Origin of the sequence: Streptomyces sp. NPDC058664 (assembly GCF_042716635.1) — a bacterium.
In the GTDB taxonomy this organism is placed as follows: domain Bacteria; phylum Actinomycetota; class Actinomycetes; order Streptomycetales; family Streptomycetaceae; genus Streptomyces.
The window spans coordinates 16508-30108 of record NZ_JBHXRW010000013.1 but is presented as its reverse complement, the minus strand read 5'-3'; the positions used below and the strand labels follow the sequence as shown (position 1 = coordinate 30108).

Sequence of the window (13601 nt, the reverse complement as noted above, 5' to 3'; positions counted from 1 at the left end):
CCTACCGAAACCACAAGGAGTAGTAGTGCGTCCGCAGTTGCGCGTGTGGCCCGTGGTGCCGCTTGTCGTTCTGGCGACGGCGTGTGCCGCGTCCGGCCAGCAGCCGGCCACGTCTGCGAAGCCGAGTCCCGGGCAGCACGTGGCCGCGACGCCCGTCAACACCGCTGGAGTGAAGGAGGGCTCCGTCTGCGAAGCCACACTCACGGAGGCCCAGCAGAAGGCCATCGGGGTGTGGGAGGCGGAGCCGATGTCAGGCAAGGGCGAGGTCAGCTGCTACTTCTCCATGACCCCGGACGAGGACAACCCAGCCGGGTACGTGGTCTCCGTTTTCAGGAACGAGGAGGCCCTGCTGGGGACCGCCGACGGCACGGACCCCAGCCCCACGAAAGCTGTTCCGGTCATGGTGAAGGGACGCGGTGCGGCACGGCAGGTCATGTACGGCGACGACTGGCGGGCGTCGCTGACGGTGGACATCGGCGCCGGTCAGTTCCTCTTCGTCGAGAGGTACTCGCCGGCTCACGTGGTGACCGAGCGGGACCTCAACGCTCAGGCACGCAAGGTGGCCGAGCAGGCGTTGGCGAATCTGGAGAAGGCGGGCGCCGAAGGCGCGTGACAGTCGGCGAGCCGTGCCCTCGGCGGTTGGCAGCGGAGCCGCCTAACAGCAGTCAGGAGCGTCCGTGATCTCGTTGGCCAGGGCTACAGCGTCCGCGTCAGGCACGCGCTCACGGCGCCCTGGCCCGTGCTTGCCGTAGAGCAGGCGGTCCGCCAGCCGTTGCCGGGCCACAGTCGGTGTTTTCTGGCCCCAGTTGTAGGAGTCGCTGTTGCAGAACTGGTGGGCAAGGGCGACGTTGTTCAGAGTGTCACTACCGCCTGCCACGATCTCGAGGAGGTGATGGACGCTCGGGGAACAAGGGTGCGGCGGTCTGAACTCGCGGTTCACCGCGCTGTGACAGATCACGCAGCGCCACCCGTCGCGGTCCCCGACCTCTACCAGCGTGTATCTCTCCCGCGGGCCGTTCTCCCGCATGCGCTGGGCGCGCCGGCGATTCTGCCGTCGCTTGATGGCCCTGTGACGCTCCGCCTTCCGCTCCTCCTCTGTGAGACGGGACCATCGGTTCTGATCAAGCACGTCGAATGTCCACTGACCGGGACGTCCCCCGCTGACCTCGATGACATGGCGACGCACTTCGCGGTTCCGCTCGTCCCCTTGCACCGTGGTGGGGCGTTCTTGGCTCATGGGTCTCATTCTGCGCGTGCGGCCGTGACCGCCCCCCCAGTACGGCAGCAGGATCACCCAGCCGACTCGTTGACACGCCCCGCTGCCCACCTGGCAGGCATCGGGCTTCCAGATGAGCTGTCACGTGTCGTGTTGCAGCTGCGCCCCACGGCGACGTGGCCTGCCGAGCTGGACCTTTTGGCCCTGGTTGAGGTCGGCACGCCTGCCGACCCCGGCTCGGTCGCCGCCGCGTTCCTGGAAGCGATGGACCCGCTGGAGGTGGAGCGCGCGGCGTTCGGGCGGATGGATGTGGAGAACGTGCCGGGCGAGGGGACAGCGGCGGTGCTGCGGCAGCTGGTGGCGTGGGTCCGTGGCGCTTGAACTGTCGGGAGTGCGGCGCGTCGTGGATGGGATGCTCGACGACGAGGTTCGACCGTGGTGGGATCCGGATGGATCACCGGCGAGGAACCGCACGAGGAAAGCGGGGAGCTGAGGACCGGCGGCGGTGCGGTTGTGCCGCTGGGGGTGGGGGCCGGGGGGCGATCGTCTGGCCCGGGCAGCTGCTGCCCCTGCCACCGCTCGACGCCGTTGTGGCCCCGTGTCCTGCTCCGACCGCGTATCAGGCGCTGCTTCCGTTGTCCGTGCCGGCGGTGCTGGCTGACGATGAGCTGAACGTCACCCGGTCCGTGCGCGACGAACAGCTCTTCGGCCGCCGGTTTTGGGGGACGGAGGTCGCGGTCGGGACGTACGCGGTCGTGCGCGTGGTGCGACTGGAGATGATCGAGTGCTGGTGGCAACCCTGCACCCGGGATTCGGTCGAGTTGGCGGCGGCGCTGGCGGGGCTCGGGTCGGCGGTGCGGGCGCGGGCCATCCGCGACCTGCCCCATCAGCTAGCCCAAACCCTCTGAGCCACAGGCACGGCACTACGCAACGTGACTGCGCGGAGTGGGCAAACATGGGCCAGGGCGTGGGGAGCCCATAGCAACCCACGCAGTGATTCGGGGACGCTGGCGGGCAGAGTCTTCCTGAGCTCCGCAGGTGCGATAGGAGCGAGGGAGGCGGTGTGGCGAACGCCTAACGATTCCCGATCGAGCGGGATCGAGGAGGATGCAGCCGGATGGGAACGGATGGATATGTCCGGTCCTTCTGCATCGTCGCAGGTGAGACGCGTCACCGAAATGGGTTCGAGTCCCACCCGCCCCACCACGCCCGTGGCCGCAGGAAGGTTTCTCCGCGACCACGGTCTTCTTGTTCCCACGGTGCACCCGTCGTGACGCGCATCACGGCAGCGACACGCCCGGAGTCACCCGGACGCCTCAGTCCGCGCGGAAGGCGACGCGGACCGCGCTGTTCGCCGGGATCACGAGCACGCTGCCGCCCGTCTCGGACCAGTTCTCGGGGATGAGGAACATCCGGCCGTTCACCTCCGCGAGGAGGCGCAGGCCCTCGTACCGGTACCGGAACCGCTGCGGGTGGTCGGCGGCGGGCGGGACGGTCTCGCGTACCTGCCGGGGCGGGAAGTGGAGCCGCTCCGCCGTGTCGACGGTCACCGCCGGGCGCAGCCACAGATTCCGCGCCAGATACCGGCCGTCGTCGTTGCCGTGCTGCTTCGCGTACGCGTGGACCGCCCAGAAGGACGACAAGCCGACCAGCGCGGCGACGAGCGCGAGCGCCAGCCGCTCGCGCGCCACCGGGTGGTCGGCGCCGTTCAGCTTGATGAACAGGGCCCTGCCGTGCACGACCGGCACCAGTCCGCTGCCGAGCAGCAGCGGGGTGTCCATCGCCCCGGCGCCCCACACGCCGAGCCCGCCGAGCATGCCGAGCGCGAAGAGGACCAGGCCGCAGACCGAGAGCAGGTACGGCGCGAACCGGCCGCCGGGCGGCAGGCGGCCGCTTCTGGCTCCCAGCGCGCGTGCCGCGTAGTAGATCAGGACGCCGACCAGCGCGACGGTGAGCGCGGCGCCGGCGGGTGCGTAGAGGGCGCCCGCGCTTGGGCGGCACGGCGGTTCCGGCGACGCCGCCGCTCGCCGTGGACGACCAGGCCCACGCCGATGAGCAGCGTGGCCGCGAGCGCGGCGACGGACGGCGGGGAGCGCGGGGCGGGGGCGGCTGTCCGCCGGTGAGGAGGAGGACAGCCGCTGTCACGGCCACCAGGCATGCCAGCCGGGCGAGGATGAACGCCAGGCCTTTCCGTGCTCCCCGAGGAGAAGTCAGCACCAGCGCGAAGGCCATGGCGGGCAACGGGAAGAGCGTGACCACCGGACCGATGAGAACCAGGTCGATCACCACGGCTTCACCAGCCCCTTTGCCCTCTCCCGAACGGCGGGACGGACCGGGTCGTAGTGGGTGCCGTCCTCACGGACGTGAGGCTCGTGCAACCATCGCGACCCCGCCCCCGACCCGGGGCAAAAGGTGACCGTGGTGACGTAGGGGAGACGCCGTGGGCCGTGTCACGCCGCTGCCGGGGCGAAGGGGTGCAGTTCGTCGGCGCCGGGCTGGATGACCCCGTAGGTGCTTTCCGGTACTTCGTTCCACGCGCCCGGCAGGTCGCCGAGGGGTTCGGACACGACGAGGCGGGTTTCTTCGGAGATGTCCCGCAGGAACGTGACGTCGGGATGCAGTCTGCGCAGCGCCTCCACCTGGCTGCTGTAGAACAGGGACCGGGAGGTGTGTCCGCTGGAGTAGCGGAAGGCCCAGGTGCGTTCGCCGTCGGTGAGGGCGAGCGTCATCTGGAGGGGGAGTTCCACGCCGTGCTCGTGACCGACGCGTTCCACCACTCCCGCCATCCGGGCGACGGCGGCGGGCGGGTCCTGGTCGAGGCCGAAGGTGAGGGTCAGGTTGAACATGACCTCGGAGTCCGTCGTCCCCTCGATGTCGGCGTACAGCCGGGGGTCGATGAGCATCGTGAGGTCACGGCGCATGAGATGGAATCCCGTGATGGCGCCGTTGTGCATGAACATCCAGCGGCCGCGCCGGAAGGGGTGGCAGTTCGACTGCTGCACCGCGGTTCCGGTCGACGCCCGGATGTGGGCGAAGAACAGGGGGGAATGGACGTGGTCCGCCAGTTCCCGCAGGTTCCGGTTGTTCCAGGCGGGGCCGATCTCCCTGAAAAGGGCCGGGGATTCGTTGCTCTCCGTGTACCAGCCGACGCCGAACCCGTCACCGTTGGTGGTCTCCACCCCGAGCTTCGAATGCAGGCTCTGGTCGATCAGGGAGTGCGCCGGTCTGTAGAGAATGGTGTCGAGCAGTACGGGAGTGCCCGAGTAAGCGAGCCATCGGCACATAGGTCACCACCTGGGTCTCTGCCGTGTTCCGGGTCGGGGAATCCGCTGTGTCCGGCGGAGCCCGGCGCCTTGCCCGTAGCTCCGTGAGACGACGTCGAAGGGGATCGTCCGGCCTTCCCATTCTCGGCCTCCTCGTCCGGTGGTGCCACGTGTGCGTCCCCTGCGCCGGTACGGCCACGCTCGTGGCCGGCCGGTGGCCGCCCCCCCCACGCAGGAGGGAGCCGGCACGGTCCCGTCCGGCTCAGGTGTCCCTCCAGACGAGCGGGTACTCCTCGCAGCCGGTCCGCTCGACCCACTGGAGCCGGTCGTGCACGAGAGCGCGCCGGTCATCGGGGGTCCGCTCCGACAGCCTGCGCAGAAGGTCGCGCGTTCCGCGCAGTGCCATCGGAGACCCACGGGCGGCGAGGATCACGTCGTCGACGGCGGTCCGGACGTACCGGTCCCATCCCGGAGCCGGAACGCTCACTCTCGTCCGTCCGTCCGGGTCGTCGAACCGGCCGATGTCCAGGTCGCGGTCGGAGAGGCGGACCAGCAGGCCCTCGAGGCGTTCCAGGGCCTCCACCGCCGTGGCCGGATCGTTGACCGCGGGTGACAGGGCGCGGAGGGCGATGTCGGCGAGAAGCCTGAAGGGCAGTTCGGGGTCGTGGTCGAAGGTGCGCTCGACCCCCGTCGACAGGACCGCGCGGAGCGCTTCCTCCCACGCGCCGCCCGGGGTCACCCGGGCGATCACCGTGCCGTCCGTCAGGGTCGTGCCGGGGGAGACGTGGAAGGCGACCGAGAAGCCGTTCTTCCGGGCGATGTCCAGGAGGGCGGGCACGTCGATGCCCTGCAGCACGACCGGCGACCCCGTCCAGCGGACCGTCACGCCCGTGTCGGCCACCGGGGGCGGCGGGGCGGCGGCCGCCGTTCGGGCCGGGACGTACGGGCGGACGTACAGGGTGTCGTACAGGCGGTGCGCGCGGGCGGCGATCGCGGTGAGCGCGTGGCCGAGCTGGATCGAGTCGAACGCCTTCATCTGCAGCGTGCGCATCATGCCGAGCGCGACCAGGGCGAGGACCATGGCCGCGCCGGGAACGAGGACGGAGACGTCTTTCCGGGATCCGATGGCCAGGCCCGAGGTGACGCAGAAGACGAACACGCCGATGGTGAGGGCGAACGTCCGCCAGACGATCGGTTCCTGACGGAACAGGCCGAGGCGGGGGGAGAACGTGCTCGCGGAGAACTGCACCACCAGGAAGAGCACCGAGTAGATGATGCTCACCAGACTGATGACACCGAAGCCCAGGGTGAACAGCACGTTGACCACCCGGCCCGCGTCCGCCCGGGGCCCCGCTGTGATCAGAGGGGCCAGCAGCCCCAGTCCCAGGCCGACGACAGCGCACAACAGCTGGGACAGGTCCCTGCGCATGGCGCGCGTAGGCCGTCGGAACGACGCGGTCCGCCAGCGAAGTCGCCGTATCCCGGGACGGGCGGGGGCAGGGGAGTGGTCGGGCATCCGGCCTCCTCCGGGTTCACCACGGCCCTGCCGCGTCATGAGCCGGCGGTACGTGAACGGTCCGTGGCGGATCGGGAACAGGGTGCGCACCCCGGGGCCCTCGCGGTGGCCGGGCCGGGCGTGCCGGCAGTTCTACGGGGCACGTCTCAGGAGCGGTCCCTCCTGAGCGAGTCCCTGACGCCACGTGCGCGTGCACGGACGTCCCTCACGGCTTCACGGGCCTTCGCCCTCGCCTGGTCGGTCCTGCCTTCCGACTCGAGCCTCTGGTCACCGGTGATCTTTCCGGTGATCTCCTTGATCCTGCCTTTGAACTTGTCCGTGGCACCGCTCATGTCCGTGTTTCCTTCGGATCGTTTCATCCGGTCGCCCGCCGACGCCGCGCACACGGTGGCGTCCACCCTTGAGGGGCGCGGTTCAGAACTCGAGGATGCGGCGCTTCTGCGCCCCGAACTCCTCTTCGGTGAGCACGCCCTGGTCCCTCAGCTGACCGAGCTGGTGCAACTGGGAGATCTTGGCGTCCATGGGCGCCGCGGCGGGGGGCGCCGTGCTGGAGGCCTGCTGGGCGGAGGCCTGTGGGGCGGCGTGTTCCTCGTTCTGCTGGGCCCAGCGGCCGGCTTGACGGCGTGAGACACGGTTGGACACGGCGGTGGCGGTACCGGAGATGACCGCGGTACGAGCGACGCCGCGCAGAAGTCCGGGCATGGCGGAGATCCTTGTCGTCAGGTGATTGGAGGCCTCAGGCCGCGGAGCTTTCCTCAAGGGACTTCAGGGCCAGGTGATCGATGGGCCCCACCTCGGGAACATCGTCGACGTCCATAACGCCTCCTTGCCCGATGATCTTCAGCTTTTCGCCTGAAGGCCTCGCCATGCCGATCGGGTGCGTATCGCCTCCCATTCCATCACCAAAGGTCCGTGTGCGCATCAGTGCCCGGTTCCCGTCCGATCTCACTCCGGAGCCCGTCCGCAAGGTAAAGGCCCAGCTCGCCGTGACCGATGTTCCACTCGATTTCCCCGCCGCCTTTCAGGGCGGTCGCGAGACGGAGCGCTTCTGTTCGAACTTCAGATCCTTCTGATTTCCCTTCCCTGACGGAGGCGTACGGACGGTCGACCAGGATCCGCCCGCTGCGTCGTCAGCGGCGTGCTGCCGGTGCCCGGCACCGCCCTGCCCGCTCCTCATGAGGTGAGGCGGCGGGCGGGCGAAGGGTGCACACTGGTCCTGAAGTTCCGCACACTCCTGTCCGGCCCTTCATCGGCGAGGCCCATCCGCACGAACCGCCGGCCCCCTCCAGTCGCTCGACCTGAACGTCGTGGAGACGTGGCGACCGCCGGAGCTCCGAGGAGTTCCGGGACGACCCACTCGGGCAAGCGGGAGGAGAGCACATGGAAACGTCACAAGGCTCCGGGCCCCGTGCCGGACCGGAGGACGGCGTCGGCGGGGCGTCGTCCCCCGCTCCCTCGATCGACCCGGCGGACCAGCTGGCGCGTCTCGGCCGCTCGTGGGTCTGGCTCCTCGGCGCCGCGACGGCGACACTCGTCCCGGGCATCCTGGCGCTCGTCTGGCCGGACGTCACCCTGCACGCCCTGGCCGTGCTCATCGGGGTGTACCTGTTGCTGATCGGTGCCTTCCGGTTCGTGGCCGTGTTCGGGCGCGACAGCGACCGCGTGCCCGGCCTGATCGTGGCCGTCCTGTGTGTCCTGGGCGGGGTGCTGTGCCTGAGGAACCCGCTCCAGACGATCGCCGCGCTCTCATTGATCATCGGCGCCGTCTGGCTGGTGTCCGGCATCGTCACCCTCTACACGGCCATCGCCGCCAAGGACATGCCGCACCGCGGCATCGTCATGGCCGTCGCGGCCCTCGGCATCGTCGCGGGGATCGTGGTCCTGGCGCTGCCGGCGGAGTCGGCCCGGACCCTGACCAGGCTGCTCGGCCTGTGGCTCGTCCTCCTCGGCCTGGCGGAGACGGCGGTCGCGCTGGCGTGGCGGTCGGCGCTGCGCAGGGCGGGCATCACGGGCCACGACACGCCCGGCCCGGCCATCTGACGACAGCAGCGCCACCCGCTCGGCCCCCGTACGCCCACTTCTCGTCCACGGCGACCGGCCCGCCCCGAGCCCCGGCCCGCCGTGCCTCCGCCCCCAGACGTTGACCGCGCCCGACGACTCGAACCGAGAAGCGAGGGATCACGATGGCCTCCACACACACCACACGGCCGACAGACACCACGCGCCAAGCCTGGGCCGGTGGACTGACCGTCTTCGCCGCCGTCATGCTCGGGATCACCGGACTCGTCGGGGTCTTCCGCGGCATCATGGCGATCGCCGAGGACGACGTCTTCCTCACCACTCCCAACTACGTCTTCAAGTTCGACCTGACCTCGTGGGGCTGGATCCACCTGGTCCTCGGCGTCATCGCACTCCTCGTGAGCTTCGGGTTGTACCGGACGGCCACGTGGGCACGCGTGACGGGCGTGGGCATCGCCGCGCTCGTCATCATCGCCAACTTCCTGTCCCTGCCCTACTACCCGGCCTGGTCGATCCTGATGATCGCCATGTCGGGATTCATCATCTGGGCACTGTGCGTGGTGAAGCGTGACGAAGGTCCGCTGACGTAGGGCGACCGCGTCAGGCGGTGAGCCCTTCCCCTCTGACGGCGGCACCATCGGGGCGGGCCTGCCGTACGGCCTGAGGAAGCTCCTGGCGGACGGGTCCACGACCGGGACCGAACACCGCGCCGAATTTCCGCGTCCGGAGGGTGCCCCGCGCGTGTGCGTCGGCACGCGCGCGGGGGCACCCCTGCCGGTCCGGGTGGAGGGGGTGTCAGTTCCCCTCGGTCTCGAAGAGGCGCAGCAGATCGGCGGCGACGCTCACGGCGATCGTCGCGGGTTCCTTGCCGGTGATGTCGGCCAGCCCGATCGGGGTCTTGATCCGGTCGACGGTGGCCTCGTCGTGACCGCCCTCCGTGAGGAGGCGCTTGCGGAACCGCCCCCACTTGGCCGCCGACCCGATCAGCCCGATGGAGCCGAGGTGGGCCGTGCGCAGGGCGGCGTCGCACAGGGCGGCGTCCTCGGCGTGGTCATGGGTCATGATCAGGACGTGGGTGCCGGGCGGCAACTCCTCGAGGACCTCCTCGGGCAGCAGCGGTGTGTGGTGCACCCGGACCCCCGCCACCGCGTCCGCGAGGACGGCGAGCCGCTCCTCCGCGAGGACGTCCGAGCGGCTGTCGACCAGATGGAGGTCGAGGTCCTGACGCGCCAGGACGCGCGCCAGTTCCATCCCGACGTGTCCGACGCCGAAGATCGCCACCGCCCGTACCACCGGAAGCGGTTCGAGCAGCACCGAGACCGTGCCGCCGCAGCACTGCACGCCGTGCCGGTTGGTCACCTTGTCGTTCAGGGCGAAGTCGATCAGCTCCGGTTCGGTCGTGGACGCGACGATCATCTCCCGGGCCCGGTCGATCGCGACCGCCTCGACGTTGCCGCCACCGATCGAGCCCCACGTCTCCGTCCGCCCCACGACGAGTTTCGCGCCGGCGTCACGAGGGGCATGGCCGCGCACGGTCGCGACGGTCACCAGCACGCCGGCCTCCCGGCGTGCCCGCAGCCGTGCGACCGCGGCGACCCAGGTCATGTCAGGCACCGACCGGCGCTTCTGACTCGGTCCGCGTCCCGGCCCCGGTGGCGAACCCGTCGTCGGGGCGACCGCCCGGGGCGGGATCGGCCCGGCGGGCCGCCTGGATCGCCCAGTACACCGCCTCCGGCGTGGCGGGCGAAGCGAGTTCCACGCCGACCCCGGCGGGCCCGAACGCCGCGGCGGCCTGCCGAAGTGCCTCCCGTACCGAGAACGCCAGCATCAGCGGAGGCTCGCCCACGGCCTTGGAGCCGTAGACCGCGCCTTCCTCGGTGGCGTTCTCCAACAGCCGGACGTGGAACTCCTCCGGCATCTCCGAGAAGCTGGGCAGCTTGTACGTACTCGCCGCCTGGGTCAGCAGCCGGCCGCGGTTCGGCCCGTCACCGGTGTCCCAGCGCAGGTCCTCGAGCGTCAGCCAGCCCGCGCCCTGCACGAAACCGCCCTCGACCTGGCCGATGTCGATCATCGGGGAGAGGCTGTCGCCGACGTCGTGCACGATGTCCACCCGCCGGATGCGGTACGCGCCGGTGAAACCGTCCACCTCCACCTCGGCCGCGGCGGCACCGTACGAGAAGTACTTGAACGGCGAGCCCTGGAACGCCTTCGCGTCCCAGTGCAGACCCTCGGTCCGGTAGAAACCGGCCGCCGACAACTGCACCCGCTGGAAGTACGCGGTGCGCACCAGGTCGTCCCAGGCCAGCTCCTTGTCGCTGCCCAGCGCGCGCGCGACGCCCTCGACGATGCGTACGTCGGAGGCGGGCGCACCCAGTTGTGTGCCGGCCACCTGGAGCAGCCGTTCGCGGATCTGCTCGCAGGCGTTCTTCACCGCCGCGCCGTTGAGGTCCGTCCCGGCGCTGGCGGCGGTGGCGGAGGTGTTGGGCACCTTGTCGGTCCGTGTCGGGGCGAGGCGCACCTTGTGCAGCGGGATGCCCAGGGTGGTCGCGGCCACCTGCAGCATCTTGGTGTGGAGGCCCTGGCCCATCTCGGTGCCGCCGTGGTTGATCAGGACCGAGCCGTCCTTGTAGACAAGGACCAGCGCGCCGCCCTGGTTGAAGGCGGTGAGGTTGAACGAGATGCCGAACTTGATCCCGGTGAGCGCGAGGCCCCGCTTGGTGTGCGGGTGCGCGGCGTTGAACGCCGCGATCTCGCGCCGCCGGTCGGCGACGCCGCCGTCGGCCTGGACCTGCTGCCAGACGGTGGAGATCCGTTCGGGGTGCGTGACCGGCTGCCCGTACGGCGTCGTCTGGCCCTGCCCCGGCCGGTAGAAGTTGCGTTCCCGCAGCTCCATCGGGTCCAGGCCGAGCAGCGGCGCGCACCTGCCCATGATGTCCTCGATCACCAGCATGCCCTGCGGTCCGCCGAAACCGCGGAAGGCGGTGTTGGAGACCTTGTTGGTCCTGGCGATGCGGCCGGCGACGCGGGCGTTGGGGATCCAGTAGGTGTTGTCGATGTGGCACAGGGCACGGGCGACCACCGGCTCGGACAGGTCCAGGCTCCAGCCGCCGTCCGCGGTCAGGGTGGCGTCCAGGGCCTGGATGCGGCCGTCGGCGTCGAAGCCGATCCTCCACTCGGCGTGGAACCCGTGGCGCTTGCCGGACATGGTCAGGTCCTGGGTGCGGTTGAGCCGGACCCGGACCGGCCGGCCGGTCAGCCTGGCGCCGAGCGCGGCGACGGCCGCGAACCCGTGCGGCTGCATCTCCTTGCCGCCGAAGCCGCCGCCCATCCGCAGGCACTGCACGGTCACCTCGTGACTGTGCAGGCCGAGCACGTGCGCGACGATCTCCTGCGTCTCCGAAGGATGCTGGGTGCTGCTCTGGACGAACATCTGCCCGTTCTCGTCGACCAGGGCCAGCGCCGCGTGCGTCTCGAGATAGAAGTGCTCCTGATCGGAGAACTCGAACTCGCCCGAGAACACGTGCGCGGAGTCGGCGAAGCCGGCGTCGACGTCGCCGGTGAGCATCACGGGCCGGGCACCGTGGAAGCTCTCCGCCGCGATCGCGTCCCGCAGCGCGATCAGGGAGGGCTGTTCCTCGAGTTCCACCTCGACGGCCGCCGCACCGAGCCGGGCCGCCTCCAGGGTCTCGCCGAGCACCCAGGCGACCGCGTGGCCGTGGAACATGACCGTGTCGGGGAACAGCGGTTCGTCGTGCTTCATGCCGGCGTCGTTGACACCGGGCACGTCGGCACCGGTCAGCACGCGGACCACTCCGGGCACGGCGAGCGCGGGCCCGGTGTCCAGCCCGGTGATCCTGCCGTGGGCCTTCATGACCTGGACCGGGTGGGCGTGCAGCACGTCCTTGGTGCGATGGACCAGGTCGTCGGTGTAGAGCGCGGTGCCGGTGACGTGCTGGGTGGCGCTCTCGTGCGGCATCGACACGCCGACGACCGGCTTCTCGGGACGCTGGGACAGATGACTCATGAGGAAACCGCCTCGGTGGTCTGCGCGTACAGCTTCAGCAGGCTCTGGCCCAGCATCGCGGAGCGGTAGGCGGCGCTGGCGCGGTGGTCGTCCATCGGCGTGCCCTCCGCCCGCAGTACCGGGGCCGCGGCTTCGGCGGTCTCCGCCGTCCACGGCCTGCCCTCCAGGGCCGCCTCGGTGGAGAGGGCACGGATCGGGGTGGCGGCCACACCGCCCAGGCCGATGCGGGCCTTCCGGACGATCCCGTCCTCGACGTCGAGCGCGAAGGCGACCGCCACGCTGGAGATGTCGTCGAAGCGCCGCTTGGCGATCTTGTGGAAGGCCGTGACCGGCGACAGCGGCAGCGGGACGCGTACCGCGCGGATCAGCTCGTCGGGACGGCGCACGCTCTGCCGGTAACCGGTGAAGTACTCCGCGAGGGGAACCTCGCGCTCACCGTCGGCGTCGGCGAGCACCACCGACGCATCGAGGGCGAGCAGCGCCGGCGGACTGTCACCGATGGGGGAGCCGGTCCCCAGATTGCCGCCGAGAGTCGCGCTGTTGCGGATGAGCCGTGACGCGAACAGCGGGAACAGCTCGGCGAGGAGCGGGACCCGGCCGTCGAGGCGGCGTTCGATCTCGGTGAGCGTCAGCGCCGCACCGATCTCGACGGAGTCGGATCCGACGCGCAGCTCCCGCAGTTCGGGCAGCCGGTCGACGGCGATCACGCAATCCGCCCGGCGGGCGCGGATGTTCACCTCCACGCCCCAGTCGGTGGAGCCGGCCACCACCACCGCGTCGGGCCGCTCGCGCAGCAACCGCAGGGTCTCGCCCAGGGCGTCCCTCCGCAGGAACGCGCTGCCGTCCCGGACGTATTCGGTGGCGACCGGTGCGGGCGGGGACTGCTTGCGACGCCGGGCGAGCGGGTCCTCGTCGGTGGGCGTACCGACGGCGAACGCGGCATCGCGAATCGGACGGTATCCGGTGCAGCGGCACAGGTTTCCGCTCAGCGCGTGCAGGTCGAAACCGTTCGGCCCGTGCTCGGGGTCGGTGCCGTCGGCCGGGTCCGCGTGCGAGTCGGAGGCCGCGTGCGCGCAGCGGTCGGGCCGGTAGTACTCGGCGGCCATGCTGCAGACGAACCCCGGCGTGCAGTAACCGCATTGGGAGCCGCCGCGGACCGCCATCTCCTCCTGCACCGGGTGGAGCGTGCCCGGCGTGCCGGCCTCGCCGGCGGTGGCGAGCCCCTCGGAGGTGACGACCTCCTGACCGTCGAGCGCCGCGACCGGGAGCAGGCAGGCGTTGACCGCCACCCAGTCGGTGGGCTCGTTCGTCCCGGGACGGGCCACCAGGACCGCGCAGGCGCCGCACTCACCCTCGGCGCAGCCCTCCTTGGTGCCGGTGAGGCCACGCTCGCGCAGGAAGTCGAGGACCGTGGTGTGGGGTGCGGCCGGTGAGATCGGTGCTTCGTTCCCGTTGACCGTGATGCGCGGCGCTGTCACGACAGGCCCTCGTTCCGGTGCGCGATCGGTCGGTTCGTCATCTTCGTCACTTTCGGACAGCTCTCTTCATTCGGACGCGCCACGC

Annotated in this window: 15 protein-coding genes; 5 read left to right on the top strand and 10 right to left on the bottom strand. The window is 70.6% G+C overall.

Annotated features, from left to right (window positions below):
- Positions 1 to 139 precede the first annotated feature (139 nt).
- Complete coding sequence (locus ACFWUY_RS13200) at positions 140 to 613, top strand: hypothetical protein (RefSeq protein WP_384106623.1); 474 nt, start codon at positions 140 to 142, stop codon at positions 611 to 613.
- Between the two features lie 42 nt (positions 614 to 655).
- Here the strand turns inward: ACFWUY_RS13200 and ACFWUY_RS13195 are convergent, their stop codons facing one another.
- A complete protein-coding gene (locus ACFWUY_RS13195; protein WP_384106621.1) occupies positions 656 to 1237 on the bottom strand; it encodes an HNH endonuclease in 582 nt (193 codons plus the stop codon).
- A gap of 129 nt (positions 1238 to 1366) precedes the next feature.
- Here ACFWUY_RS13195 and ACFWUY_RS13190 point away from each other — a divergent pair, with 129 nt between their 5' ends.
- Both ACFWUY_RS13190 and ACFWUY_RS13185 read left to right on the top strand, forming a co-directional pair.
- Positions 1367 to 1597 carry a hypothetical protein gene (locus ACFWUY_RS13190; protein WP_384106619.1) on the top strand — a complete coding sequence of 77 codons (231 nt, stop codon included), beginning with the start codon at positions 1367 to 1369 and terminating at the stop codon, positions 1595 to 1597.
- Between the two features lie 26 nt (positions 1598 to 1623).
- The gene (locus tag ACFWUY_RS13185) at positions 1624 to 2124 is read left to right on the top strand and encodes a DUF6093 family protein (protein ID WP_384106617.1); all 501 of its coding nucleotides are present in this window, start codon (positions 1624 to 1626) and stop codon (positions 2122 to 2124) included.
- 408 nt (positions 2125 to 2532) lie between these two features.
- Here ACFWUY_RS13185 and ACFWUY_RS13180 read toward each other — a convergent pair whose 3' ends face one another.
- The 6 genes from ACFWUY_RS13180 to ACFWUY_RS13155 form a co-directional block, all read right to left on the bottom strand.
- Positions 2533 to 3033 carry a hypothetical protein gene (locus ACFWUY_RS13180; protein ID WP_384106612.1) on the bottom strand — a complete coding sequence of 167 codons (501 nt, stop codon included), beginning with the start codon at positions 3031 to 3033 and terminating at the stop codon, positions 2533 to 2535.
- Positions 3034 to 3666: 633 nt separating this feature from the next.
- Positions 3667 to 4500 carry a class II glutamine amidotransferase gene (locus tag ACFWUY_RS13175; protein WP_384106608.1) on the bottom strand — a complete coding sequence of 278 codons (834 nt, stop codon included), beginning with the start codon at positions 4498 to 4500 and terminating at the stop codon, positions 3667 to 3669.
- Between the two features lie 241 nt (positions 4501 to 4741).
- Entirely contained in the window at positions 4742 to 5908 is a 1167-nt protein-coding gene (locus ACFWUY_RS13170; RefSeq protein ID WP_384106605.1) for a DUF2254 family protein, read from the bottom strand.
- A gap of 233 nt (positions 5909 to 6141) precedes the next feature.
- Positions 6142 to 6327: a CsbD family protein gene (locus ACFWUY_RS13165; protein WP_384106602.1), complete on the bottom strand. Its 186-nt coding sequence runs from the start codon at positions 6325 to 6327 to the stop codon at positions 6142 to 6144.
- Positions 6328 to 6409: 82 nt separating this feature from the next.
- On the bottom strand, positions 6410 to 6697 hold the full coding sequence (locus ACFWUY_RS13160) for an SHOCT domain-containing protein (protein ID WP_384106598.1): 288 nt from the start codon (positions 6695 to 6697) through the stop codon (positions 6410 to 6412).
- Positions 6698 to 6731: 34 nt separating this feature from the next.
- The gene (locus ACFWUY_RS13155; RefSeq protein WP_384106595.1) at positions 6732 to 6917 is read right to left on the bottom strand and encodes a hypothetical protein; all 186 of its coding nucleotides are present in this window, start codon (positions 6915 to 6917) and stop codon (positions 6732 to 6734) included.
- Between the two features lie 458 nt (positions 6918 to 7375).
- Between ACFWUY_RS13155 and ACFWUY_RS13150 the strand changes: the two genes are divergently transcribed.
- Positions 7376 to 8035: an HdeD family acid-resistance protein gene (locus ACFWUY_RS13150; RefSeq protein WP_384106593.1), complete on the top strand. Its 660-nt coding sequence runs from the start codon at positions 7376 to 7378 to the stop codon at positions 8033 to 8035.
- A gap of 143 nt (positions 8036 to 8178) precedes the next feature.
- The gene (locus ACFWUY_RS13145) at positions 8179 to 8604 is read left to right on the top strand and encodes a hypothetical protein (RefSeq protein WP_384106590.1); all 426 of its coding nucleotides are present in this window, start codon (positions 8179 to 8181) and stop codon (positions 8602 to 8604) included.
- A 205-nt stretch (positions 8605 to 8809) separates the two neighbouring features.
- Here the strand turns inward: ACFWUY_RS13145 and xdhC are convergent, their stop codons facing one another.
- The 3 genes from xdhC to ACFWUY_RS13130 are packed head-to-tail and all read right to left on the bottom strand — an operon-like array spanning position 8810 to position 13516.
- Positions 8810 to 9619, bottom strand: a complete 810-nt coding sequence (xdhC, locus tag ACFWUY_RS13140) for a xanthine dehydrogenase accessory protein XdhC (RefSeq protein WP_384106588.1) — start codon at positions 9617 to 9619, stop codon at positions 8810 to 8812.
- A gap of 1 nt (position 9620) precedes the next feature.
- On the bottom strand, positions 9621 to 12038 hold the full coding sequence (gene xdhB / locus ACFWUY_RS13135; protein ID WP_384106586.1) for a xanthine dehydrogenase molybdopterin binding subunit: 2418 nt from the start codon (positions 12036 to 12038) through the stop codon (positions 9621 to 9623).
- Positions 12035 to 13516: a xanthine dehydrogenase small subunit gene (locus ACFWUY_RS13130; RefSeq protein WP_384106584.1), complete on the bottom strand. Its 1482-nt coding sequence runs from the start codon at positions 13514 to 13516 to the stop codon at positions 12035 to 12037. Before ACFWUY_RS13130 ends, xdhB begins: the two co-directional genes overlap by 4 nt.
- Positions 13517 to 13601 lie beyond the last annotated feature (85 nt).

Excerpts from the sequence above, each read along its gene's own strand:
- ACFWUY_RS13155 (WP_384106595.1), bottom strand. The coding sequence starts at position 6,917 with ATGCGCACACGGACCTTTGGTGATGGAATGGGAGGCGATACGCACCCG.
- ACFWUY_RS13180 (WP_384106612.1), bottom strand. The coding sequence starts at position 3,033 with ATGCTCGGCGGGCTCGGCGTGTGGGGCGCCGGGGCGATGGACACCCCG.
- ACFWUY_RS13150 (WP_384106593.1), top strand. The coding sequence starts at position 7,376 with ATGGAAACGTCACAAGGCTCCGGGCCCCGTGCCGGACCGGAGGACGGC.
- xdhC (WP_384106588.1), bottom strand. The coding sequence starts at position 9,619 with ATGACCTGGGTCGCCGCGGTCGCACGGCTGCGGGCACGCCGGGAGGCC.
- ACFWUY_RS13170 (WP_384106605.1), bottom strand. The coding sequence starts at position 5,908 with ATGCGCAGGGACCTGTCCCAGCTGTTGTGCGCTGTCGTCGGCCTGGGA.
- xdhB (WP_384106586.1), bottom strand. The coding sequence starts at position 12,038 with ATGAGTCATCTGTCCCAGCGTCCCGAGAAGCCGGTCGTCGGCGTGTCG.
- ACFWUY_RS13165 (WP_384106602.1), bottom strand. The coding sequence starts at position 6,327 with ATGAGCGGTGCCACGGACAAGTTCAAAGGCAGGATCAAGGAGATCACC.
- ACFWUY_RS13145 (WP_384106590.1), top strand. The coding sequence starts at position 8,179 with ATGGCCTCCACACACACCACACGGCCGACAGACACCACGCGCCAAGCC.
- ACFWUY_RS13160 (WP_384106598.1), bottom strand. The coding sequence starts at position 6,697 with ATGCCCGGACTTCTGCGCGGCGTCGCTCGTACCGCGGTCATCTCCGGT.
- ACFWUY_RS13175 (WP_384106608.1), bottom strand. The coding sequence starts at position 4,500 with ATGTGCCGATGGCTCGCTTACTCGGGCACTCCCGTACTGCTCGACACC.
- ACFWUY_RS13195 (WP_384106621.1), bottom strand. The coding sequence starts at position 1,237 with ATGAGCCAAGAACGCCCCACCACGGTGCAAGGGGACGAGCGGAACCGC.
- ACFWUY_RS13185 (WP_384106617.1), top strand. The coding sequence starts at position 1,624 with ATGGGATGCTCGACGACGAGGTTCGACCGTGGTGGGATCCGGATGGAT.